The sequence below is a fragment of the Methyloceanibacter sp. genome (genome assembly GCF_035650995.1).
Taxonomy (GTDB): Bacteria; Pseudomonadota; Alphaproteobacteria; order Rhizobiales; family Methyloligellaceae; genus Methyloceanibacter.
Map to the genome: position 1 here is coordinate 1 of NZ_DASRGO010000072.1, position 20,829 is coordinate 20,829.

Annotated in this window: 24 protein-coding genes; 13 read left to right on the forward strand and 11 right to left on the reverse strand. The window is 64.7% G+C overall.

Translation table 11 applies throughout. The annotated features are described in order from the left end of the window. Positions 1 to 613: vitamin B12 dependent-methionine synthase activation domain-containing protein (locus VFB18_RS05820; RefSeq protein ID WP_324972124.1), on the forward strand; the 613-nt coding region annotated here is incomplete at its 5' end. 66 nt (positions 614 to 679) lie between these two features. Here the strand turns inward: VFB18_RS05820 and VFB18_RS05825 are convergent. Continuing rightward, positions 680 to 928 (reverse strand): hypothetical protein, encoded by a 249-nt coding sequence (locus VFB18_RS05825; protein WP_324972127.1) that lies wholly within the window; start codon positions 926 to 928, stop codon positions 680 to 682. 229 nt (positions 929 to 1,157) lie between these two features. Between VFB18_RS05825 and VFB18_RS05830 the strand changes: the two genes are divergently transcribed. Then, positions 1,158 to 1,496, forward strand: coding sequence for a hypothetical protein (locus VFB18_RS05830; protein WP_324972130.1), 339 nt, complete (start codon positions 1,158 to 1,160; stop codon positions 1,494 to 1,496). A gap of 10 nt (positions 1,497 to 1,506) precedes the next feature. Here VFB18_RS05830 and VFB18_RS05835 read toward each other — a convergent pair whose 3' ends face one another. Together VFB18_RS05835 and VFB18_RS05840 are read right to left on the reverse strand one after the other, a co-directional pair. Further along, the gene (locus VFB18_RS05835; RefSeq protein ID WP_324972133.1) at positions 1,507 to 2,016 is read right to left on the reverse strand and encodes a GNAT family N-acetyltransferase; all 510 of its coding nucleotides are present in this window, start codon (positions 2,014 to 2,016) and stop codon (positions 1,507 to 1,509) included. Further along, positions 1,982 to 2,998 (reverse strand): polysaccharide deacetylase family protein, encoded by a 1,017-nt coding sequence (locus VFB18_RS05840; protein ID WP_324972136.1) that lies wholly within the window; start codon positions 2,996 to 2,998, stop codon positions 1,982 to 1,984. The genes VFB18_RS05835 and VFB18_RS05840 overlap by 35 nt, the downstream gene beginning before the upstream one ends. Before the next feature lie 184 nt (positions 2,999 to 3,182). Between VFB18_RS05840 and VFB18_RS05845 the strand changes: the two genes are divergently transcribed. Beyond that, on the forward strand, positions 3,183 to 3,431 hold the full coding sequence (locus VFB18_RS05845) for a hypothetical protein (RefSeq protein WP_324972139.1): 249 nt from the start codon (positions 3,183 to 3,185) through the stop codon (positions 3,429 to 3,431). A gap of 13 nt (positions 3,432 to 3,444) precedes the next feature. Here the strand turns inward: VFB18_RS05845 and VFB18_RS05850 are convergent, their stop codons facing one another. From VFB18_RS05850 to VFB18_RS05860, 3 genes are all read right to left on the reverse strand, one after another. Continuing rightward, positions 3,445 to 4,200 carry a vWA domain-containing protein gene (locus tag VFB18_RS05850; RefSeq protein WP_324972141.1) on the reverse strand — a complete coding sequence of 252 codons (756 nt, stop codon included), beginning with the start codon at positions 4,198 to 4,200 and terminating at the stop codon, positions 3,445 to 3,447. 118 nt (positions 4,201 to 4,318) lie between these two features. After that, on the reverse strand, positions 4,319 to 5,224 hold the full coding sequence (gene rimK, locus VFB18_RS05855) for a 30S ribosomal protein S6--L-glutamate ligase (RefSeq protein WP_324972144.1): 906 nt from the start codon (positions 5,222 to 5,224) through the stop codon (positions 4,319 to 4,321). A gap of 40 nt (positions 5,225 to 5,264) precedes the next feature. Further along, the gene (locus VFB18_RS05860) at positions 5,265 to 5,771 is read right to left on the reverse strand and encodes an ATP-dependent zinc protease (RefSeq protein WP_324972147.1); all 507 of its coding nucleotides are present in this window, start codon (positions 5,769 to 5,771) and stop codon (positions 5,265 to 5,267) included. Between the two features lie 131 nt (positions 5,772 to 5,902). On the opposite strand from VFB18_RS05860, the gene VFB18_RS05865 reads away from it, so the two are divergent. Further along, positions 5,903 to 6,124 (forward strand): DUF2188 domain-containing protein, encoded by a 222-nt coding sequence (locus VFB18_RS05865; protein WP_324972149.1) that lies wholly within the window; start codon positions 5,903 to 5,905, stop codon positions 6,122 to 6,124. Between the two features lie 24 nt (positions 6,125 to 6,148). On the opposite strand, the gene VFB18_RS05870 is transcribed toward VFB18_RS05865, so the two are convergent. Then, positions 6,149 to 7,318, reverse strand: a complete 1,170-nt coding sequence (locus VFB18_RS05870; RefSeq protein ID WP_324972153.1) for a calcium:proton antiporter — start codon at positions 7,316 to 7,318, stop codon at positions 6,149 to 6,151. Positions 7,319 to 7,777: 459 nt separating this feature from the next. Between VFB18_RS05870 and VFB18_RS05875 the strand changes: the two genes are divergently transcribed. Then, positions 7,778 to 7,933: a hypothetical protein gene (locus VFB18_RS05875; protein WP_324972156.1), complete on the forward strand. Its 156-nt coding sequence runs from the start codon at positions 7,778 to 7,780 to the stop codon at positions 7,931 to 7,933. A gap of 54 nt (positions 7,934 to 7,987) precedes the next feature. Next, positions 7,988 to 8,632 carry a TetR/AcrR family transcriptional regulator gene (locus tag VFB18_RS05880; RefSeq protein ID WP_324972159.1) on the forward strand — a complete coding sequence of 215 codons (645 nt, stop codon included), beginning with the start codon at positions 7,988 to 7,990 and terminating at the stop codon, positions 8,630 to 8,632. A 46-nt stretch (positions 8,633 to 8,678) separates the two neighbouring features. Here VFB18_RS05880 and VFB18_RS05885 read toward each other — a convergent pair whose 3' ends face one another. After that, complete coding sequence (locus tag VFB18_RS05885) at positions 8,679 to 9,440, reverse strand: GH25 family lysozyme (protein ID WP_414675656.1); 762 nt, start codon at positions 9,438 to 9,440, stop codon at positions 8,679 to 8,681. 216 nt (positions 9,441 to 9,656) lie between these two features. Here VFB18_RS05885 and VFB18_RS05890 point away from each other — a divergent pair, with 216 nt between their 5' ends. From VFB18_RS05890 to VFB18_RS05900, 3 genes are all read left to right on the forward strand, one after another. Then, positions 9,657 to 10,040 carry a DUF2852 domain-containing protein gene (locus VFB18_RS05890; RefSeq protein ID WP_324972162.1) on the forward strand — a complete coding sequence of 128 codons (384 nt, stop codon included), beginning with the start codon at positions 9,657 to 9,659 and terminating at the stop codon, positions 10,038 to 10,040. Positions 10,041 to 10,192: 152 nt separating this feature from the next. Further along, a complete protein-coding gene (locus VFB18_RS05895; RefSeq protein WP_324972164.1) occupies positions 10,193 to 10,576 on the forward strand; it encodes a DUF4431 domain-containing protein in 384 nt (127 codons plus the stop codon). Between the two features lie 4 nt (positions 10,577 to 10,580). Next, positions 10,581 to 10,988 (forward strand): hypothetical protein, encoded by a 408-nt coding sequence (locus VFB18_RS05900; protein WP_324972166.1) that lies wholly within the window; start codon positions 10,581 to 10,583, stop codon positions 10,986 to 10,988. Positions 10,989 to 10,998: 10 nt separating this feature from the next. On the opposite strand, the gene VFB18_RS05905 is transcribed toward VFB18_RS05900, so the two are convergent. From VFB18_RS05905 to VFB18_RS05915, 3 genes are read right to left on the reverse strand one after another with little or no spacing between them, the layout of a single operon-like run. Further along, positions 10,999 to 14,721 carry a hydantoinase B/oxoprolinase family protein gene (locus VFB18_RS05905; RefSeq protein WP_324972169.1) on the reverse strand — a complete coding sequence of 1,241 codons (3,723 nt, stop codon included), beginning with the start codon at positions 14,719 to 14,721 and terminating at the stop codon, positions 10,999 to 11,001. 2 nt (positions 14,722 to 14,723) lie between these two features. After that, on the reverse strand, positions 14,724 to 15,254 hold the full coding sequence (locus tag VFB18_RS05910) for a gamma carbonic anhydrase family protein (RefSeq protein ID WP_324972172.1): 531 nt from the start codon (positions 15,252 to 15,254) through the stop codon (positions 14,724 to 14,726). Beyond that, positions 15,241 to 17,061 (reverse strand): hypothetical protein, encoded by a 1,821-nt coding sequence (locus tag VFB18_RS05915; RefSeq protein WP_324972174.1) that lies wholly within the window; start codon positions 17,059 to 17,061, stop codon positions 15,241 to 15,243. Before VFB18_RS05915 ends, VFB18_RS05910 begins: the two co-directional genes overlap by 14 nt. Before the next feature lie 92 nt (positions 17,062 to 17,153). On the opposite strand from VFB18_RS05915, the gene VFB18_RS05920 reads away from it, so the two are divergent. From VFB18_RS05920 to VFB18_RS05935, 4 genes are all read left to right on the forward strand, one after another. Beyond that, a complete protein-coding gene (locus VFB18_RS05920; RefSeq protein WP_324972177.1) occupies positions 17,154 to 18,518 on the forward strand; it encodes an NCS2 family permease in 1,365 nt (454 codons plus the stop codon). 102 nt (positions 18,519 to 18,620) lie between these two features. After that, positions 18,621 to 18,947, forward strand: a complete 327-nt coding sequence (locus VFB18_RS05925) for a hypothetical protein (RefSeq protein ID WP_324972180.1) — start codon at positions 18,621 to 18,623, stop codon at positions 18,945 to 18,947. A 111-nt stretch (positions 18,948 to 19,058) separates the two neighbouring features. Further along, on the forward strand, positions 19,059 to 19,778 hold the full coding sequence (locus VFB18_RS05930; RefSeq protein ID WP_324972183.1) for a TerB family tellurite resistance protein: 720 nt from the start codon (positions 19,059 to 19,061) through the stop codon (positions 19,776 to 19,778). A gap of 141 nt (positions 19,779 to 19,919) precedes the next feature. Further along, the gene (locus tag VFB18_RS05935; protein ID WP_324972189.1) at positions 19,920 to 20,684 is read left to right on the forward strand and encodes an N-acetylmuramoyl-L-alanine amidase; all 765 of its coding nucleotides are present in this window, start codon (positions 19,920 to 19,922) and stop codon (positions 20,682 to 20,684) included. Positions 20,685 to 20,829 lie beyond the last annotated feature (145 nt).

A 20,829-nucleotide genomic window follows, 5' to 3' on the forward strand; every position in this document is an offset into this window, starting at 1 on the left:
GATGGCGCGCGAGCCGGGGCGGCCCAATCTCGCGCTTGCCGACTTCGTGGCGCCGAAGGAGACGGGGCTTGCCGATTATGTCGGAGGCTTTGCCGTGACCGCCGGCATCGGCGAGGAGGACGTGGCGCGGAAGTTCGAGCGAGCGAACGACGACTATTCCAAGATCATGGTCAAGGCGCTTGCCGACCGCCTGGCCGAAGCCTTCGCCGAGGCGCTGCACGAGAAGGTGCGCCGCGAGCTATGGGCCTATGCGCCGGAGGAGAAGCTCACGAACGATGAGCTGATCGCCGAAGCGTATGCGGGCATCCGTCCGGCGCCGGGCTATCCCGCCCAGCCAGACCACACCGAGAAACGCACGCTGTTCCGTCTGCTCGAGGCCGAGAGGGCGGCAGGGGTCAAGCTTACCGAAAGCTGCGCCATGTGGCCCGCGGCCGCCGTTTCGGGGTTATATTTCTCCCATCCGGAAAGCCGCTATTTCGGCGTCGGCAAGATCGGCCGGGATCAGGTCGCCGACTATGCGGCGCGCAAGGGCTGGAGCCAGGAGGAGGCCGAGCGCTGGCTGGGCCCCATCCTCAATTACGACCCGAGGCGCATAGCAAACGCCGCGGAGTGATCCGCGGCGGAGCTAAGCTCAAATTGTGATGGAAGAGGGGTCCCTTAGGCCGGAAGGCCAATGCCCCTAGATCATCCCCAAGATCACGGCGGCGAGAAAGCCGAACGAGATGATCGCCATGATCGCGGTCATTGTGGCTGTGAGTTCCATCGGAAGCTCCTTTCCGATCGGAGGGTCATCGCGCTTGGCAACTGTACGAGCCCCCTCATGGATGGCCAAGACGTTTCCTTTTTGCACCGCACAAACTCCTTTGCGCCGCAGCGCAAGCCGACTAACGCCGCCGCGCGCGTTTGGTTTCACAGCACCGATGGCCAATTGTCCCGGCCTTGCGAAACAGTTGCAAACACTCCCGGCAAGGATGGTAAAAGGCGGAATCGTTGACGGTCCGCGGTTTTCGCGGCCCCGGCAACCATGACCCGGCAAAGTTTGGCCGCGCCGGAAACACAAAGAAGGCGCTGTTCTGGTCTACTCCCCGGCGAAAGGCGCGAGGTGGAGCAGGCGAGGGCCGGCGCCCCGAATGGCGCTTTTGAGAGGGCACATCGCAATGAGGGTCGCAAAGCTTATCGGCCTTGGCGTTCTTTGCATGTTCTTCGCCGATCCGGCGGAGGCGCTCACCATCACCAATACCGATCCCGACGCGCACACCATCACGGTGAAAGCGGGCGGCGACAGCAAGGAGCTTACCATCGAGCCGCAGACGGCGGTCGATCCGCCCTGCGACAAAGGCTGCACCGTCGAGCTCGAGAGCGGCGAACAATACGAGATGCAGGGCCGTGAAGAGGTTTCGATCGAGGACGGCGTGATCTTCGTCGATTCGGCTCCCGGCGCCGATGACGAGGGCGGCTCTCCCGATCAACCGGCCGACGCGCCGGCGAAGCAATAGCTAACCGCGCCTATCGCTTGGCCTGAAGCGGAAACTTTCGCAACAGAATCTCGTCATAGCCGTCGGCAACGAGGCCGCTGAACGTTGCCGCCTCGTGAAATCCGTGACGCCGATAGAAGCGCACGGCTCTCGCGTTGAACGATGAGGCGCAGACCCAGAGATTGCGTGCGCCGAGCCTTATCCCCTCCTGCTCGAACCAGCCGATGATCTCGCTGCCGATGCCGCGTCCCTGAAAGGAAGGAAGAAGCGCGAGCAATTCGAGATAGGGCCCCTTGAGCCAGGGAAAGCGCACCGACACCGCGCCGGCCGCCTCATTGCCCACCTGCACGAGATAACGCGCCGCGCCGCCGTCGGGCGAGGCCAAGAACTTCGCAAGCGCGTTGGCGGAATAGTTCATCACCGACCATGGCGGTATCGCCACGATCGCCTCGGCGAGGGGCATGATCGCGCCTTCCTCGAGCGGAACGAGCCGCGCGCCGTCAAGCTCATTGATCGGGCCCGATAATGCTGAAGAGATCATGCGGCGCCCCCTTCGGCTGCAGCTTCGCAACGTGGCGCGGCGTATCGCCCGGCCGGTTGAGGTAGCATGTCGCGGCGATGACCGGTTTCCCCGCCGCCAGAAGCTCGCTGACCGTCACGAAACTATAGCCCTGTTCCTTGAGCTTGGGGATGGCGAGCGCGAGCGCATCGGCCGTGTGCCAGCCGCGCCCATTGGCGTGCGCAACGATGATCGCGCCGGGATGCGCCTGCGCGAGAATCGTGTTGGCGATGGCCTTGGCCGAACGATGCGGGTCGGGATCGCCGGTGACGATGTCCCATTGGATGGCAACGAGCCCCGCATCGGCCACAGCGGCGAGCGACTTTGCACTGCAACGCCCGTAGGGGAAGCGCATCACGCTCATCCGTTCCGGCACCTCGCTCGCTTGCGCGAAGCCAACGGCGCATTGCTTGGCTAAGAGGCTGGCGCGCGTCTGCGCGTAGGCCGCCTCGGTCAGCACGATCTCGTCGCTGAGGTTGGCGTCGCTTGTGTTCGAGAGGTCGTAATGGCGAAGACCATGGCTGCCGATCTCGAAATTCGGATCTGCCATGAGCTGCCAGGCTCGCTCCTTGTGGGTCTCAAGCCACTTGCCTCCGGCGAAGAACGTGGCCTTGACTCCTTGCGCGCGCAAAAGATCGACGATGCGGCCGTCATAGCCCGCGACATCGCCGTCGGTCTCGCAAAGGTCGAAGGTGAGCGCGATCAGCTTCTCCTCGGGCGGAAGCGCGACGCCCCTGATCGAGCCGCGAAGCTCTGGCGGCACCGGCGTCGCCGCCGGCAGCGGCTGCTGCCGCAACGGCGCAAGGTCGAGCTTGCCGTGGGAGCGTGTCGATAGCCGCTCGCGATCGGTGCCGGCGAGCGCGTCCGGCGCCCAGCAGCGGTTGAGCAGGCCTTGGTCCTCCGCCAGCGCTAGAGGCGGCCATGCCCATGACAGAATTGCGGCAATGTACAGGAGGCGACGCATGCTTCTCTGCGCTTGGGGTTCCGCTAAGCGCCGCATAGATGCGCCTCGGGGTTTAAGCGTCAACCGGCCAAACGTCGCGGAAATGGCAGGGAAGAAATTTTTCCGGGTCGCATGCCCCCGATCAGGCTTGCCGGGCGTTTAAGCCTCTGATCCGCGGCACCTTGAGCTGAAAAAGGAGGAAACCATGCGTAACATCCTCGCGGCAATCTTGTTTGCGGCCCTTGGCCTGAGCCCGGCCTATGCCGCCGAGAATCTCTGCACCGACGCCCATATGAAACAGATGGACGACATGATCGCCAAGATGACGGACGCCGCCAAACAGAAGGAGGCGACCGCCGCTCTCGATCAGTCGAAGGCGGCGATGAAGAAGGGCGATACGGCGGGCTGCATGAAATATATGGCCGAGGCCCACAAGGCCATGGGCATGATGTAGCGCAACGAAAGCCCTATTTGGTGAGCGTGGTCGGAAGGGCCTGTGACACCATTGGGCAATCGAGCGTCTTCTCGAGCGCCTGGACCAGGTCCTCGTCGGTGTTGACCTTGGTGTAGAGGCCGTTATTGGTCTCGGCCAGGCACATGAGATCGACAACCGAATTCTCGCCCGTCCACGAGAAGGTCTCGTAGCGGAAGGCGATAACGTGGATGGTGAGCTGGGCGCCGGTGGCGTGCAGCATCTTGGCGAGTTCGCACGGCGAGCGTCCGCAGGTCTCTTCGCCGTCGGTCACGACCACGATCACACCCGGCTTGTTCTTGTAGTCGAGCACATTCGCCGCCTGCTCGACCGCCGAGGTGAGTGGCGTCTTGCCGGCCGGAACGAGCGCGTTTACGGCGCTCATGATCGGCTCGGCGGCGTCCGGCATCGGCTTCAACTCGAGCTTGACGTTGCATTGATTGTAGGGGCCCGGGCCGTAGGTGATGAGGCCGACCTTGCGGAATTTGGTGGCGCTCGGCAGCACCTCGGCGAGCGCGGAGCGGACCTGATCGATTCGCGCCTCTGAGTTCGGGATTCCGAGCGTCTGGTTGCCCGACATCGAGCCCGATGCGTCGAACACGATCATAGCGTCTTCAGTGCAGGGGGTCGGCTTCTTGTCCTCCGCCGGCGCCCGGACCGGCCCCACGGAAAGAAGGAGGAGCGAGGCAAGAGCCCCAAGGGCGACTTGCCGCACGATGGTCGACGATTTGCCAGGCAACCGCAGGGACATTGCTCAACGCTCCCGGACTTTCATGCCAAATCTAGCAGAAAAGTCGAGTGCTGATTTGAGCCGTGCTGCCGCATGCGGGCTTGGCAAAAAAATTACCAAACCCGTTAGGCGCGACCGGTCAGCCCTTGCCCTTGGTGCGCGTGTGGTTGGGGGCGGCGTTGCGCTCGAGAAACTCGATCATAAGCCCGGCGACATCGACGCCGGTCGCCTTCTCGAGCCCCTCGATGCCGGGCGAGGAGTTGACCTCGAGCACGAGCGGCCCGTTCTTCGAGCGCAACAAATCGACGCCGCAGACATTGAGGCCGAGGGTGCGCGCAGCCTTCACCGCCGCGGTTCGCTCCTGCGGCGTGATGCGCACCTTTTCTCCTGAGCCGCCGCGATGGAGGTTCGAGCGGAACTCGCCCGGCGGGCCGGTCCGCTTCATCGCCGCCACCACCTTGTCGCCGATGACGAGCGCCCGGATGTCGGTCGAGCCGGCCTCCTTGATGAATTCCTGCACCAGGATGTCGACATTGGCGCCCTGGAACGCCTCGATCACCGATTTCGCCGACTTCATCGTGTCGCCAAGCACGACGCCGATGCCTTGCGTGCCTTCGAGCAGCTTGATGATCACCGGCGGACCGCCGACCATATCGATGATGTCTTCAGCTTGGCGCGGATCGTGGGTGTAGGCGGTGACGGGAAGGCCGATGCCGCGGCGCGCGAGCAGCTGAAGCGAGCGCAGCTTGTCGCGCGAACGCCCGATGGCGACGGATTCGTTGAGCGGATAGATGCCCATCATCTCGAATTGGCGCAGCACGGCGAGCCCGTAGAACGTCACCGAGGCGCCGATGCGCGGGATCACCGCATCGAATCCCTCAAGCCGCCGCTTGCGGTAATAAAGCGTGGGCTTGTGCGAGGTGATGTTGATCGAGACGCGCAGCGTATTGATCACCTCGATCTCGTGTCCGCGCGCGCGTGCCGCCTCGCAGATGCGCTGGTGGCTGTAGAGCGAAGGGTTGCGCGCGAGCAACGCGATCTTCATGGAAGGCTCACCTCGGAGGCGTTGGTGGGGGCCGCGCGGTTTATGGCAGCGATTTGCCCGGCTGCGGAGAGGCAGCCTTGCGCCTGCGGCGAAGTCGCGCGGGCAGCTTGCCGAGAAGGAAGGAGCGCCCGGGCTCGATCAGAGCCCGGCTGTCGAGCGCGGTGCGGCCGAGCAACATGCGAAATCCCATCTGGTCGCGATTGGTAAGCGCAAGCTCGATCGGCCACGCTTGCTCGCCGAGCTTGAGCAGCGTGGTGATGATGTAGCGCTTCTCGACTCCGCCTCCGGAGTTCCGCACCGTGCGCTGATCGATGGCGCGCGCTTCGCAGGCGACCTTCACGGCGTCGCTCTGCTGCATCGGTTGGAGCACGAACCGCACCCACAGCGCGCCGCCCCGGCGGAAAGGTTCGATCGAATAAGCATGGAGCACGCTGGTACGCGCGCCGGTGTCGATCTTGGCCTTGATGGCATGAACGCGGAGATCGGGCAGCGCGACCCATTCGCGCCACCCCACCGTGAGCGGCTCCCTGGTGATGCGTGCTTCCATGCCCTTCAAGCGAAAAGATGCGCCGGCCTTAGTCTTATCCTCGAAGCCGCGTGCCGCCAATAACCGCCGCTTCTAGGGTCTCCCCTCGTTCGTCTATAGTGAGGAGAGCCGGGGCTTCGGGGGAGGGGAGCATGGGCAAGAACCAGCATGTGGTCGCCCACGATGGCGGCTGGGCGGTCAAGGCCGAAGGCGCCCAAGAACCGACCGCCCGGTTCAAGACTCAGGGCGAAGCTTGGGAGAAGGCCAAGGCGATCGCCCGCAAGGAGCGCTCCGAGGCCTTGCTTCACGGCAAGGACGGCCTGATCCGCGCCCGCAACACTTACGGCTATGACCCACGCCGCATCAAGGGATGAACCCCTCCCCACAGGGCGGCCGGATTAGGGGCTGAAGATCAGCGCGACATAAACGATGAACAGGAGCAGGTGCACCGTGCCTTGCAGCACGTTGGTGCGCACCCCGCCGAAGGTCAGCGCGCTCATGAACAGGGTGAGGATCAGGAGCACGGTCTGGACCTCGTCGAGACCGAGATGCACTTGGCATCCGGTGATAAGACCGATGATCAGTACGGCGGGGATGGTAAGTCCGATGGTGGCAAGGGCCGAGCCGAGACAGACATTCACCGCGCGCTGGAGATGATTGCGCAGCGCTGCATGGAATGCGGTCAGCCCCTCGGGCGAGAGCACGAGCAGGGCGACCATGACGCCGCCGAGCGCGTCGGGCAGGCCTAGTCCCTCAAGCCCGAAATCGACGATGATAGCGAGATATTCCGAGAGCAGGAGCACCGGCGCCAGCGTCAATAGGAGCATCCCGATATGGAAGCCGAGAGAGCCGGGCTGCCGCACATGCTCTTCGATCTCGTTGCCGAGCAACTCGTGCGCGCCGTCGCTTTCCGGCTCGGCGAAGAAGGCGCGATGCCGCATCGTCTGGATGATCAGGAATACGATGTAGAACAGGACGGTAATGACGGCGAACAGGAGCGCCTTGGCGGGCGCCTCGATCGGATCGGGTGCCGTCTTGGTGTAGTTCGGAATGATCAGGGCGAATACCGCGAGTGCCGCGATCACCATGAGGAAGGCGCGCGCGCCGGCGAGATTGTATTCCTGCTCCCAGTAGCGCAGGGCGCCCATGAGCAGCGCCGCGCCCACCATGCCGTTCAGCACGATCATCAGCGTGGCAAACATGGCATCGCGCGCGAGCGTCGGGTTGTTTTCGCCGTGCAGCATGATCGAGGCGAGGAGAGACACTTCGATCGCGATGACCGACAAGGTCAGTACCAGCGTGCCGTAGGGTTCGCCGAGGCGCTCGGCAACGGCTTCGCCGTGACGCACCACGCCGAAGGCACACCACATCATGGTCCCGAACAGCCAGAGGAATAGGAGGACAGTTCGCGGGTAGTTGGCGAGTTCGGAAAACAGCGAGTCCTGGTAGAGATGGCAAACGAGGACGCTCAAAAACCCCGTTGCCGCGGGGACAAGCATTTTGAGCAGAGTACGCAAGGGAAGCGCGGTCGCTTTGGCCGCCGACCCGAAAGTCTCGCGCTGGTTCATCGAGCTCCCGTCTCTCCCCGGCCGAGATAAATTTCGATCACCTTTCATGGGCGCCGATGAGGCGAAACCGGCATGGCGTCGCTTTGCCGCGACACTCGGCGATTTCCCCTCAATTTGATGAGATTCTGTTTACCGCGTTTGCGAATTTTGTCGGCCGCGTTTTGCCTGATGGGTCCGTTTGTTTGCAACTGGCGCGCGATGCTCCCCGCAAAAGACGTGGAGGCGCGTCTTGTTGGACCAGGGCTCCTCCACGAAAAGGCGTGGAGGCGCATCATGGACCGCAATTCAGGGACCATGCGAGCTTTGCTCGGCGGCACGGCCGCCGCGCTCTGCCTCGCATCGACTCTGCTTGTCGCGGCCTGCGCGGCTAAGGAGCCTTACGACTTCCCGGTCATGAGGCTCACGAGCGCGCCGGCTACGACTGCCAGTACCCAACCCTCGCAATAATTCGAGGCCGGCATGAGATTCTTCATCGGCGCATTGGCGCTGGCCGTCCTCTTCGCGCTGGTCGGCCTGCCGGTAGCCGCGGTGTTGGGCTGGGTTCCGCTCAACGCCACGGAACGGAAGGTGGCAAGCTCGGCCGACAAGGTCGCCGCGCCCTCCATCCCGAACTGATCGCCCCAGCCTTCTTCTGGCCGGCGCGCCGCACTTCATGTAAAAGCCCTTTACATGAATGCATCGGACGATTCTCGCTGGCGCCGGCCGCGCTCGTATCATCATGGCAACCTTAAAGAGGCTCTGCTCGAGGCCGCGCGCAAGCTCATCGAGGAACACGGCGCCTTCGGTTTCAGCCTGACCGAAGCGGCGCGGCTTGCCGGCGTAAGCCCGGCCGCGCCCTACCGGCATTTCCGCGACCGTGACGCGCTCCTCGCCGAGGTCGCGCGCAACGGCTTCGAGCGCTTCGCCGCGCGTCTCGACAGGGCGTGGAACAACGGCGTGCCGACTCCGCTCTCGGCCTTCGATGCGCTGGGCAAGGCCTATCTCGCCTTCGCGCGCGAGGAGCCCGCGAGCTACGCCGTGATGTTCGAGACCGGTTTCGCCGGGGAGGGAACCCCGCTTCCCGCCGCCGAGCGGGCCTTCGATGTGTTGCAGAAAGCGGCCCTGGCCCTCTGCCGGGCGCTCCCCGAGACCGAGCGCCCGCCGGTCAGATTGATGAGCCTGCATATCTGGGCAGTCTCGCACGGCGTCGCGACGCTCTTCGCCCAAGCCGAGCTCCAAGCCCGCAAGGTGCCGATGAGCCCAGAGGAAATCCTCGAAAGCGCCATGCTCATCTACCTGAGAGGACTCGGCATTCTGCCGGGCGCCAAGCCTTAGCGCGGAGGATCAATTGATTGCCCGGTCAAGCCGGGCAATGACGCGATCAGCGGCGCGCCTCGAGCCACTGCAGCACGCGCTGCCAATCGGCCTCGGTGCCGTTGAAGCTGTTGCGGTCGACGCGGCCGGCAACGCCCGGCACCTTTCCCGTGGTGGTGAACTGCCAGAAGGCCCAGGAACGCCCGCTGTATTTCGCTTCGGGCGCAGCGGCCACCGAGCGCAGCCAATAATGATAGTCGGTGAACTCGCCCTCGAGCACGTCGCGATAGAACACGGGGTCGGTGTAGATGATCGGCTGCTTGCCGGTATGCGCCTGCATCGCGTCGAGCATGGTCTTGATCTTGGCGAGCGCCACCTCGCGCGAGACGTGATGCGGGCAGGTCTTCGACGCGCTGTTCCACTCGACATCGAGCACGGGCGGCAGGGCGTCGGGATCGGCCGGCACGTTCAGCATGAACCAGAGCGCCTGCTCTTCGGCCGGACGGCACCAATAGATAAAGTGGTAGGCGCCGCGCACGATGCCGGCGTTCTTGGCGTTCTGCCAGTTCTCCAGAAATTTCGGATCGAGGTGGTCGCCGCCCTCGGTCGCCTTGATGAAGGCGAAGCGGACGCCCGCCGCTTTGGCCTTCGCCCAGTCGATGTCGCCTTGCCAGTAGGAGACGTCGATACCCTGCACCGGCATGGTCCTCGCAGCGGCAACGCCGGCGTGCGGCTTGCCGTCGGAGAGCGATTGCGCAAGCGCACCCGCCCCGGACCCGCACAGGACCAGAACGCCGATCGTTACTGCGGCGAAAATGCGCTGACGCAAGTCCAAGCTCCCCGTCACAAGCCGACCCGGCTTTTCCCTCTGCCGTGCTCGGCAGCCGAAGGCTAACCGGGCAGGGCTTAAGATATTTTTGCCGCGCCCGGGCTCCCCCAAAAGCATGGCACTCGATCACATTTGTGGCGAGGCCCCTTGAAGCCTTGCCAACAAGGGGCATCTATGTGAATGTAAATAACATTCACACCGAAGGAAGGAGCGGCGATGCAGTTGGTTGCGACCTTGGACGAATACGGGAAGCCGGCATGGATCACAGCCATGATCGTCGGCTTCCTCCTGTGGTGGCCCATCGGCCTTGGCGTTTTGGCTTATCTGATCTGGAGTGGACGCATGGGATGCGGAGCCTGGAAGCACGAGTGGAAGGATAGTGAGTTCGGCCGCGAGGTGATGCGTTGGCGAAGGGGCATGAGCCCGCTCAAGTCGACCGGCAACCGCGCCTTCGACCAGTATCGCGAAGACACGCTGCGGCGGCTCGAAGAGGAGGCCGAGGAGTTCCAGGCCTTCCTGCAGCGGCTGCGTCACGCCAAGGACAAGGCCGAGTTCGACCAGTTCATGGCCGAGCGTAGGGGCGCCGCTCCCACGACGTAATATCCGGGCCGTTCCTGCGAACGAACGAGAAGAGAGGCAACGCGTAGGAAGGCGCGGGACTGATTGTCCCGCGCCTTTTTCTTGGGATGCAGCCAGCGCCTTGTGTGCTAGAAGGACCGCCAATTTTTTTCGGTCCAGACATGAGTGCCGCTATGCGACTGCTTCTTTCCACCGCCTTGAGCCTCCTCGTTCTTTCACCGGTCTCGGCCTATGCCGGCTGCCTCCAGGCGGAACAGGCCACGACCATTATCGAGGGCGTCTTGTCAGAGGGCACATTCACCGACGCCAACGATCAGCCCGAGCAGGCCTTCATTCTGACGCCGCTCGTCCCGACCTGTCTCGCCGGCGACGACAACGTCGATGCGAGCGAGACGGTGGGGGAAATTCAGATCTTCTCCTCGAACGAGGAGGTCGCGAAGACCATCACGAGCTACGTGGGCAAAGACGTGTTCGTTCAGGGCACGCCGTTCGGCGCCCACACTGCGCACCATCACGCGCCGATCGTGATGGACATCACCAACATCCAGGTCAACTGAGCCGATGGCGCCTGTCGTCACGCGCCTTGCGCTGGTGTCCGGTGTCCTCGCCGTGTTCCTTCCATTTGCGGCACGCGCCGCGTTGCTGGACTGGGAGACGCTCGCCGACGATCCCGAGAGCTATATCGGCAAGCCGGTCGAGGTCATCGGCTATTGCGCCGAAGACGGCGATGCGGGAGGCTACCGCTGCTCGACCGAGGGCGACCTCTATATCGCGACGCCCGACATCAAGCCCGACTTCGCCAAGCGCAAGATCGAAGAGAATTGCGGCGGGTTGGATGTGGTCGAGCGGAGCGATTTTTGCCGCGCCAAGATCAGCTTCACGCCGCGATCGGTCTCGACCGCCAAGGATCTCGAGCCGGACAAGACCATCACCGTCATCGCGACCGACATCGCCACGCTGAAGTTCTAGTCGTCGCCGGCTAGCGCCGTTCGCTCTTCTTGCCGAAGCCGCCGCCGGTCGGCGTCTTGATGATGATTGCTTCGCCCGGCTCGAGCACGGTCTGGTCGGAGCTTTTCAGCTTCTCGATCCGCCCGTCCTTGCGCCGCACCCAATTCTCGCCGGGCCGGCCGGGATCGCCGCCATGCAAGCCGAACGGCCTCACCTTGCGGAAGCCCGACAGGATGGCGCAGTCCATTCTCTCGAGGAAGCGGATGGCGCGCAGCGTGCCGTCGCCCGCCCGCCATTTGCCTTTGCCGCCCGAGCCGCGCTGAATGGAGAAGCGCTCGATCAGCACCGGATAGCGGAGTTCGAGCACTTCGGGGTCGGTCAGACGCGAATTGGTCATGTGCGTCTGCACCGCGGCAGCCCCGTCGAAGCCTTCGCCGGCCGGCGCGCCCGAGCAGATCGTCTCGTAATACTGAACGCGCTCGTTGCCGAAGGTGAGATTGTTCATCGTGCCTTGCGCCGAGCTTAAGCAGCCGAGCGCGCCGTAGAGGCAGTTCACGATCGTCTGGCTCGTCTCGACATTGCCGCCGGCGACCGCCGCAGGGTAACGCGGGGAAAGCATCGAGCCCTTCGGCACCACGATTTTGATGCGGCGGAGGCAGCCGGCATTGAGCGGGATGTCGTCGTCAATGAGGGTGCGGAAGACGTAGAGCACGCAGGCACGCGTAATCGGCTCGGGCGCGTTGAACATGTCGGCCGTCTGGGGGCTCGTGCCGGTGAAATCGACTACGGCGGTCTTTTTCTTGCGGTCGATCTTGAGCGCGACCTTGATCACGTTCCCCTGGTCGGTCTCCACCTCGAACCGCGCGCTCTTGAGTTTGGCGATGGCCTTGCCGATCGCCTCGGCCGCGTTGTCCTGGACATGCCCCATATAGGCACGCACCACCGCGAGCCCGTAGTGGCGGACCATATTGTGCAGTTCGCCGACCCCCTTCGCGTTGGCGGCGACCTGCGCCTTCAAATCGGCGATGTTCTGCTCCGGGTTCCGCGCAGGGTAGGGGCCGTCGGTGAGGAGCTTGCGCACCGCGTCATCGCGGAAGCGCCCGGCCTCCACCAGTTTGAAGGGATCGATATAGATTCCTTCCTCCTCGATTCGTGTTGCCTTCGGGCTCATCGAACCCGGAGCGATGCCGCCGATGTCGGCGTGATGGCCGCGCGCGGCAACGAAGAACAGAAGATCGGGGCCGTTCTCGGCGAAGACCGGCGTCACGACCGTAATGTCGGGCAGATGCGTTCCGCCGTTGTAAGGCGCGTTCAGCATCCACACGTCGCCCGGCTTGAGCGTGTCCGCCTCGCGCAGGACGGTCTCCACGCTTCGGTCCATCGAGCCGAGATGGACCGGGATGTGCGGAGCGTTGGCGATCAGCCTCCCGCGTTCATCGAAAATGGCGCAGGAGAAGTCGAGCCGCTCCTTGATGTTGACCGAGCGCGCGGTGTTTTGCAGCGCATAGCCCATCTGCTCCGCGACCGAGACGAAGAGGTTGTTGAACACTTCGAGCAGGACGGGATCGGCCTGTTTGCTCGCGCGCGGCGTCGCGCGCACCTCTAAGCGTGAAAGCAACAAATGATTCCTGGCGGTGGCTTCGGCCTGCCAGCCGGGCTCAACCACGACCGTCTGATGGTCCTCGATGATGAGGGCAGGCCCCGCAATGCGCATTCCCGGGGCGAACGTCGCCCTGAGAACGACCGGCGCGTTATGCCAGGTGCCTTGCGTGAAGATCGCGGCTTCGGTTGCGATCTCGGGCTTGCCGTCAGTCGATTTGAGTTCGGGCTCTCTCGGGCGCTTGCCGCCGCCTTCGCCCGCCGCCTCGACGGCCTCGATCTCGATCTCCTTGCCGGGACTGATGAAGCCGAAGCGCTTCTGATGCGCGATCTCGAACAGCGCGCGCATGCCGGCGAGGCTCGCCACCGGAATAGGAATGGCGCTGTCGGTGCCGGCGTAACGGAGATGGGCCTGGGCGGTGAGGGTGATGGCGCTTTCACTCACGCCCTGGCGCACGAGCTCGGCCTTCACCTCCTCGTCGAGCGGGGCGCGAATGGCGGCAAGCGTGGCAAGGCCATCCTCGTCGAGCGGCGCAAGCACGGCCTTCGAGCGCATCGCCGCGATCGAGGCGAGCCCGATGCCGTAAGCCGACAGCACGCCCGACAGCGGATGGATCAGCACCTTCGACATGCCGAGCGCCTCGGCGACGAGGCAGGCATGCTGGCCGCCGGCGCCCCCGAACGCATTCAGCACATATTCGGTTACGTCGTAGCCGCGTTGCACCGAAATGGTCTTGATCGCGTTCGCCATGTTCTCGACCGCGATCCTGATCGCGCCATCCGCGACCTCTTCCGGCGTCTTGCCGGAGCCGAGCTTGCGCGCAAGCGCCTTGAAACCCTTGCGCACGCCTTCGCGGTCGAGCGGCTGATCGTGGCCGGGGCCAAAGATGCGCGGGAAGAAATCGGGGACCAGCTTGCCCGTCATGACGTTGGCGTCGGTGACCGTGAGCGGACCGCCGCGCCGGTAGGAGAGGGGGCCGGGATTGGCACCTGCCGAGTCCGGTCCGACGCGAAGCCGCATTCCGTCATAGTGGATGATCGAGCCGCCGCCCGCCGCCACGGTGTGGATCTGCATCATCGGGGCGCGCACGCGTACGCCCGCGATCACGCTCTCGAAGCTCCGCTCGTAGACGCCGTCATAGTGGCAGACGTCGGTCGATGTGCCGCCCATGTCGAAGCCGATGATCTTGGCGAAGCCGGCAAGCAGCGCCGTCTCGACCGCGCCCACCACGCCGCCCGCGGGTCCCGACAGGATCGCGTCCTTGCCCCTGAAGAGATGCGCCGAGGTCAACCCGCCCGAGGACTGCATGAACAGCAATCGCGGATTTCCTTCCTCCCCCTTGCGGGGAGACCGACCGGCGAAGCCGACCGGGTGGTGGGCCTCGCGCGTCACCCTGCCTGGCGCGGAGTTCGCTTCGTTCATGCTCGCCACCCTCCCCATCAAGGGGAGGGACGATTTTCCCGCTAGTGCCGCGGCCACGCGATCGACATACCTGCGAAGCAGCGGCGAGAGATAGGCGTCGACCACGGCGGTGTCGCCGCGCCCGACGAATTTGACGAGCGGGCTCACCTCATGGCTCGCCGAGACCTGCGTGAAGCCCGCGAGCCGCGCCGCCTCGGCCGCCGCGACTTCGTGCGCCGGATAAGCGTAGGAATGCATGAAGGCGATCGCCACCGAAGCGATGCCTTCGGCTCGCGCCTCGCGCAGCGCCGCGACCAAGGTGCCGAGATCGAGCGGCGTCTCGACCGTGCCGTCGGCGCGCACGCGCTCCGGGACCTCGACCACCTTGGCGTAGAGCATCGACGGCTTCTCGACGCGGCGGGCGAAGATCTTGGGCCGCGCCTGGTAGCCGATCTCGAGGGCGTCGCGGAAGCCTTCGCTGACCACAAGCAGCACCCGATCGCCCTTGCGCTCGAGCAGCGCATTGGTGGCGACCGTCGTTCCCATCTTGACGCTCTCGATCGAAGCCACGGGGAGCGGCTTGCCGCGCTTCACGCCGAGGAGATCGGCGATGCCGGCGATGGCCGCGTCCTCGTAGGCCTCTGGGTCTTCGGACAGGAGCTTGTGCGTCAGAAGCCGCCCGTCTGGCGCGCGCGCGACGATGTCGGTGAACGTGCCGCCGCGGTCGATGAAGAATTGCCACCTGCCGCGCATGCTCAGCCGATACGCTTGAGCCCGGCGGCGTAACGCTTCCAGCGTTTGACGTAGACGTCTGCGGCGCGCGCGATCATGGCGCGCACCTTCTCGTCGCTCTCGCGCACGGCCTTGGCGGGCGAGCCCAAGATGACCGAATTTTCAGGGAAGGTCTTGCCTTCGGTGATGAGCGCGTTCGCGCCGACAAGCGAGTTCGCGCCGATCTTAACCCCGTTCAGCACGATCGCGCCCATGCCGATCAAGCTTCGATCGCCGATGGTGCAGCCGTGCAGAATGACGTTGTGCCCAATGACGCAATCCGTGCCGACGGTGAGCGGAAAGCCGGGGTCGGTATGGAGCGTGCAATTGTCCTGAATCTGGCTTCGTGCGCCGATCTCGATCCACTCGTTGTCGCCGCGCAGAACCGAGCCGTACCAGATGCTGACGTCCGAACGCAGGCGCACGCGCCCGACGACCGCGGCCGTTTCGGCGACCCAATAAAGGCCATCGGCGGGAAATTCCGGTGCCTGCCCGTCGAGCTCATAGATTGCCATGCACGCTCCTTTTCTTTCGCGGCGCGGACCGCGTCTTGCCGAGTTCGCCTTCGAGCGCCGTCACCTTGCGGCGAAGCTCCGAGCTCTCGAGCTCGGCATACATCGCCGCGGCGTCGCGGGCGAGTCGCGCCAGCATGGCGCGCTCGTTGTGATCGAGGTCGGTCCCGGAGGCATGCGGCCCATAGAAGGAGACCGCGAAGCAGCGCGCCGGGCTGACCGCGGGCACGCCGAAGATAGGGCGTGCGAGGCCTTGCGGCAGGTCGAGGCCGCCGCCGTCCTCATCCCCGATGTCGAATGGTTTGCCTTTCGCAAGGGGTGCGAGCAGGGGTTCATCCGGTGTAAGCGTGCGCGTCGCCACGTCCTCCCAGCCCTTGCCGCTCTCGTCGCGGACGTAAGCGCCGTTGCGCCTGCGGAACGAAGCGGCGGAAGCCAGCGTGAGCGCCTCGGAGGTTCCGTCGGCCAACAGACGATCGATCTCGATCGCCGCCTTCGCCGATCTGATCGCCGCCCCGAGCCTAATCTCGGCCGCATCGAGCTCGCGATTGAAATAGCGATCGGCCCAGTGCACGGCGCCTTCATGCAGGCGGGTGATCAGGAACACGGCAACCGCGCCAAGCACAAGCCAAGCCCAGCCCGGCAGCTCGAGGGTGCTCTGGAGATGCTCGACCTGAGCATGCAGGAGAAGAGCGGGGATACTGAGCGTGAGACCGAGCAGCGTCACGCGGCGGAGCGGGATCATGACGCTCACCACGCGCTCGCGCCGGATCGCCTCGAACACGAACAGGCAGAGGATGCCGTTGACGAGATAGAGCAGCCCGATCACGTCCTCCGAAGGCCTGAACTCGCCGGAGGTGGCAAAGAAGGTCGTCTCGGAGGCGAGTTCGGCGATAAGGAACGTGGGCAGTCCGATCAGGCATCCCCAGATCACCCAGCGCACGCGCTGATAGTCCTCGGGCCTCTGCGTCTTGCGCCGGGCAAGCAGGATGCCGAGCGCGCCGACATCGGCGGCGAAGCCGAAAAAGATCCCCGCGCGCGTGATCGTTTCGCTGGGATAGCCGAGCACGGCGTCGTAGGAGGCGAGGAGAAGCGCCGAGAAGAACAGCGCAACAAGCGGCAAAGCGCGTTCGAGCGGACGCCAGCGCGGCTCGGTCGTGTTGTTGGGCACGCGCAGTACGAACAGAAGGAAGCCCGCATAGGCTGCACCCTCCGCGAAGCAGGAGGCGACATCCTGCATGAGGAGCGCCGCGGGCCATTGCTGGAGAATGGCGTAGAAGGCGTATTCCTGCCCCGGATTGAACCAGTTGGCGTAGAGAAAAAAGCCCCAGCTCATCGCCGATGGCCTGGTCCACACCAGCCAGGCTGCGGCGATCACCACGAGAATGCCCGCGATCTGGCAGGCCAGGTTGACGGCGCTAACCAGGAAATTGGCGGGGCGCTGGACGGCGACGAGGGTGACTTGGCGCTCGGACGCGGTTCCCGTCGCGGCAATCGGGAGCGTGATGGTGCTGCCTGGCAAGACGAAATCGAGCCCGCCGAGCGCAGTCAGCGCCGGACCGCAGCTTGCAATGTCCGGCGGTCGGCAATCGAGGCGTTCGAGATCGATCCGGTCGCCGACCCTCACGCCCGCCCGCCACGCCGGGGAAGACTGCTCGTCCTCGAACGGTCCGGAGACGCTATAGATCAGGCCGTCATTGTTGGCGTAAAAGCCGAACGACCCGAGCGGTTGCACCACGCGCACGAGGTCCGGCACGATCATGGCGAGGCCCCAGAGGGCAAGCAGCATTACCAGGATTCGGTGGCGGATCATGTGCGGGAATTCGTTCGGCGCCGGAATCATCATAGACAATAGTGGACAAGGCGGCGTCAATTGGCGGCCAGGCCAAAAAGGGGGACGGGGTGATGGCCAGCAAGACCTCTGAGACCGCGCGCGCAAAGGGCAAGGCACCCTTGGAAGAAGCGCCCGCGCAAACCGGGGGGCTCGACCGCTTCTTCGCACTCACCGAGGCGGGTTCGAGCGTTTCAACCGAGCTCAGGGCCGGCCTCGCGACCTTCCTCACCATGGCCTACATCATGTTCGTCAATCCGGCGATCCTCGAGAAGGCCGGCATGGATCATGGCGCGGTGTTCGTCGCCACCTGCCTCGCCGCGGCGGCAGGTTCGGCCATCATGGGGCTCTACGCCAATTATCCGATCGCGCTCGCCCCCGGCATGGGGCTCAACGCCTATTTTGCCTTCACCGTGGTGCCGGAGCTCGGCGGCAACTGGCAGCTCGCGCTTGCCCTCGTGTTCGCCTCGGGCGTGCTCTTCTTCGCACTGTCGCTCTCGCCGCTGAGGGCTTGGCTCATCGATGCGATTCCGATGAGCCTCAAGCTCGGCATCGCGGCCGGCATCGGCTTTTTCCTCGCGCTGATCGGCTTGCAGAACGCGGGCATCGTCGCTGACCAGCCCGTGACCCTGGTCACGCTCGGCGATCTGTCGAAGCCGCAGGCCTCGCTCGCCGCGGCCGGTTTTCTCGTCATCGCCGCGCTCGCGGTGCGCAAAGTGCCGGGCGCCATCATCATCGGCGTTCTCGCCGTCACCATCGCCGCCGCTGCGCTCGGGCTCGAGCCTTGGCGTGGAATTGCCGCTTCGCCGCCCTCGCTTGCCCCGACCTTCCTCAAGCTGGATCTCGCCGGCCTGGCGCACCTCTCCCTCGTCACCATCGTTCTGACGCTTCTCCTCGTCACCATCCTCGACACGACGGGGACGCTGATCGGGGTTGCCCGCCAAGCCGGGTTGCTCGACGAGGAGGGACGGTTGCCCCGGCTTCGCCAGGCCCTTCTTGCCGATTCAGGTTCGGCCATGCTCGGTGCCCTGTTCGGCACCTCGACCACCACCGCCTATATCGAGAGCGCGGCCGGCGTCGAGGAGGGCGGCCGCACGGGTCTCGCCGCCGTGGCCGTGGCGGTTCTCTTCCTGTTGAGCCTGTTCCTCGCCCCGCTCGCCGAGAGCGTGCCGGCCTACGCCACGGCGCCCGCGCTCCTGTTCGTGGCCTTCCTCATGGCGGCAAGCCTCGGCGCGCTTCGCTTCGACGACCCGACCGACTACATCCCTGCGCTGCTCATCGCCCTCCTGATGCCGCTCACCTATTCCATCGCCACCGGGATCGGGCTCGGTTTCATCGCCTATGTGGCGCTGAAGGGGCTCACCGGCCGTTTGCGGGATATCAACGCGGCTGTCGCCGTCATCGCGCTCGCTTTCCTGCTCAAGCTCGCCTTCGCCTAGAGAATTTCCGCGATATAGCGAGCTCGAACGGCCGGGCCTTGTAACCCCGAACCCCCTCCGCTATGAGGGTCGGCGAAAGTGGTCGATTAAAAAGCGTCATCGATGGATACCGAAGCCCCCAAGGAACCTCGACGCCACGCCAGCAGCCTATTTGGCGTGTTCATCACGTCGGTTTGCGCCGCCATCGTCATGGCCGGCGGCTTTGGCATTGTGATCGAAGCCTTCGTGGTTGCCGCCGCAAATCTGTTCGCGCTCGGCCATATGTTCGTGGTGGTGGGGAGCGTGGCCACCGGCGCCCTCACGCTTTGGCTCGCCGCCTGGACCTTCGCGCGCTCCTGGCATGTCGAGCGGCGGCTTCGGGAAGGGCTCGAGGTCGACGAGCCCAAGCTTTCGATCCTCGCCAATTTCCGCGGCTATGGCTCGACCTAGAGCCATTTCGGCCGTGGCGAGCGGAAAAAGTTGGCTTCGATTCTCCGCATGCGGGACCGCGAAAAAGCCCTTATGCTCTAGCGAAAGCAACACGTCTGGGGGAGTTCGGTAATGTCGATTTGGGGGAAGCTCGCTGGCGCCGCGGCAGGGCTCGCCATCGGCGGCCCGATCGGGGCGCTGCTCGGCGGGGTGGCGGGGCATTACGTCATCGATCGCGACCAGGAGCAGGACGGCCCGGCTGAGAACCAGGTGGCGTTCACCGTCGGCGTGATCGCCCTCGGCGCCAAGATGGCCAAGGCCGACGGCGTCGTGACCATGGACGAGGTCAACGCCTTCAAGGAAGTGTTCAAGGTGCCCGAGGGCGAGATGAAGAACGTCGCCCGCGTGTTCAATCTCGCCAAGCAGGACGTGGCCGGCTACGAGGCCTATGCCGAGCAGCTCGCAACCATGTTCAAGGGCAACCGCAAGCTGCTCGAAGACGTGCTCGAAGGCCTGTTCCACATCGCCAAGGCCGACGAGCAACTGCACCCCAACGAGGAGCAGTTCCTTCACCAGGTGGCGAAGCGCTTCGGCTTCACCGACACGGAGTTCAGCTACATTAAGGCGCGCCACGTCATCGCCGCCAAGCGCAATCCTTACGATGTGCTCGGCATCAAGCCCTCGATCACCAACGAGGAGCTCAAGAGCCACTACCGCAAGCTCGTCGCCGAAAACCATCCCGACAAGCTGATCGCGCGCGGTGTGCCGAAGGAGTTCGTCACGCTCGCCACCGAGAAGGTCGCGACCATCAACGAGGCTTACGAGGCGATCGCCAAGGAGCGCGGTATGTAGCCGGCGGCCTCGGCGCTCGCCCAATCCGTCATGGCCGGGGTTTGTCCCGGCCATCCACGATTTGTTTTCATGACGCTGGCGTCCTAAGACGTGGATGCCCGGCATGAAGCCGGGCATGACGAAATCAGATTTGTTCACCACATGATTGCCGCCCCCGACAGTCCGCTTGCCACGCTGTGGTGCCCGTCGCCCAATCGCGAACCCCGGCGGGGCGCGTCGGCGCCCGACATGCTGATCCTCCACTACACCGGCATGGAGTCGGCCGAGGCCGCGCTCGACTGGCTCACGCGCGAGGAGGCCAAGGTCTCCTGCCACTATCTCGTCGACGAGGAGGGCCGCATCGCCCAGATCGTGGCCGAGAGCGAGCGCGCCTGGCATGCCGGTCAAAGCAGCTGGCATGGCGAGACCGACATCAATTCCCGCTCGATCGGCATAGAGATCCACAACCCGGGCCACGATTTCGACTATCCGGATTTTACGGAGGCCGAGATGCAGGCGGTCGAGGCGCTCTGCCTCGACATTCTGCGCCGGCACGCAATCCCGCCCGAGAATGTGCTTGCCCATTCCGACGTGGCGCCGGGGCGGAAACGCGATCCCGGCGAGAAGTTCGACTGGGCGCGCCTCGCGCGCAAAGGAATCGGGCTCTGGGTCGAACCCGTGCCTGTCGGGCACGATCAGGGGCTCGGTCCGGGCGATGAAGGCGAAGCGGTCGCCGAGCTTCAGCGCAACTTGCGCGCCTTCGGCTATGGCGTCGAAGTGACCTCGACCTACGGCACCGGGCTCGAGAAGGCGGTCGAGGCTTTCCAGCGCCACTTCCGCCCGGCGCGCATCGACGGCCGCGCCGATGTCTCAACCCGCGAAACCCTGAAGCGCCTGCTCGCCGCGCGCAGCGCGCCGACCGTTTGATCGTCGCCTAATTGGTGACGTCGAAGTCCATGCCCTCGAAGGTGTAGAGCGGCTGCTGCGTCCAGATGCCGTCCTCCTCGACCGGGATTTTGTGCATCTTGACGTTGTCGACCTCGAGCTTGCCGGTCTTCTGGTTCACCCAGAA

Bases quoted from the DNA above. Each gene is read 5' to 3' on its own strand.
- VFB18_RS05920 (WP_324972177.1), top strand. From the start codon at position 17,154: ATGGCCAGCAAGACCTCTGAGACCGCGCGCGCAAAGGGCAAGGCACCC.
- VFB18_RS05890 (WP_324972162.1), top strand. From the start codon at position 9,657: ATGCAGTTGGTTGCGACCTTGGACGAATACGGGAAGCCGGCATGGATC.
- VFB18_RS05935 (WP_324972189.1), top strand. From the start codon at position 19,920: ATGATTGCCGCCCCCGACAGTCCGCTTGCCACGCTGTGGTGCCCGTCG.
- VFB18_RS05900 (WP_324972166.1), top strand. From the start codon at position 10,581: ATGGCGCCTGTCGTCACGCGCCTTGCGCTGGTGTCCGGTGTCCTCGCC.
- VFB18_RS05895 (WP_324972164.1), top strand. From the start codon at position 10,193: ATGCGACTGCTTCTTTCCACCGCCTTGAGCCTCCTCGTTCTTTCACCG.
- VFB18_RS05905 (WP_324972169.1), bottom strand. From the start codon at position 14,721: ATGCGCGGCAGGTGGCAATTCTTCATCGACCGCGGCGGCACGTTCACC.
- VFB18_RS05910 (WP_324972172.1), bottom strand. From the start codon at position 15,254: ATGGCAATCTATGAGCTCGACGGGCAGGCACCGGAATTTCCCGCCGAT.
- VFB18_RS05860 (WP_324972147.1), bottom strand. From the start codon at position 5,771: ATGGAAGCACGCATCACCAGGGAGCCGCTCACGGTGGGGTGGCGCGAA.
- rimK (WP_324972144.1), bottom strand. From the start codon at position 5,224: ATGAAGATCGCGTTGCTCGCGCGCAACCCTTCGCTCTACAGCCACCAG.
- VFB18_RS05865 (WP_324972149.1), top strand. From the start codon at position 5,903: ATGGGCAAGAACCAGCATGTGGTCGCCCACGATGGCGGCTGGGCGGTC.
- VFB18_RS05835 (WP_324972133.1), bottom strand. From the start codon at position 2,016: ATGATCTCTTCAGCATTATCGGGCCCGATCAATGAGCTTGACGGCGCG.
- VFB18_RS05840 (WP_324972136.1), bottom strand. From the start codon at position 2,998: ATGCGTCGCCTCCTGTACATTGCCGCAATTCTGTCATGGGCATGGCCG.
- VFB18_RS05875 (WP_324972156.1), top strand. From the start codon at position 7,778: ATGAGATTCTTCATCGGCGCATTGGCGCTGGCCGTCCTCTTCGCGCTG.
- VFB18_RS05870 (WP_324972153.1), bottom strand. From the start codon at position 7,318: ATGAACCAGCGCGAGACTTTCGGGTCGGCGGCCAAAGCGACCGCGCTT.
- VFB18_RS05830 (WP_324972130.1), top strand. From the start codon at position 1,158: ATGAGGGTCGCAAAGCTTATCGGCCTTGGCGTTCTTTGCATGTTCTTC.
- VFB18_RS05930 (WP_324972183.1), top strand. From the start codon at position 19,059: ATGTCGATTTGGGGGAAGCTCGCTGGCGCCGCGGCAGGGCTCGCCATC.
- VFB18_RS05845 (WP_324972139.1), top strand. From the start codon at position 3,183: ATGCGTAACATCCTCGCGGCAATCTTGTTTGCGGCCCTTGGCCTGAGC.
- VFB18_RS05925 (WP_324972180.1), top strand. From the start codon at position 18,621: ATGGATACCGAAGCCCCCAAGGAACCTCGACGCCACGCCAGCAGCCTA.
- VFB18_RS05880 (WP_324972159.1), top strand. From the start codon at position 7,988: ATGAATGCATCGGACGATTCTCGCTGGCGCCGGCCGCGCTCGTATCAT.
- VFB18_RS05850 (WP_324972141.1), bottom strand. From the start codon at position 4,200: ATGTCCCTGCGGTTGCCTGGCAAATCGTCGACCATCGTGCGGCAAGTC.
- VFB18_RS05915 (WP_324972174.1), bottom strand. From the start codon at position 17,061: ATGATCCGCCACCGAATCCTGGTAATGCTGCTTGCCCTCTGGGGCCTC.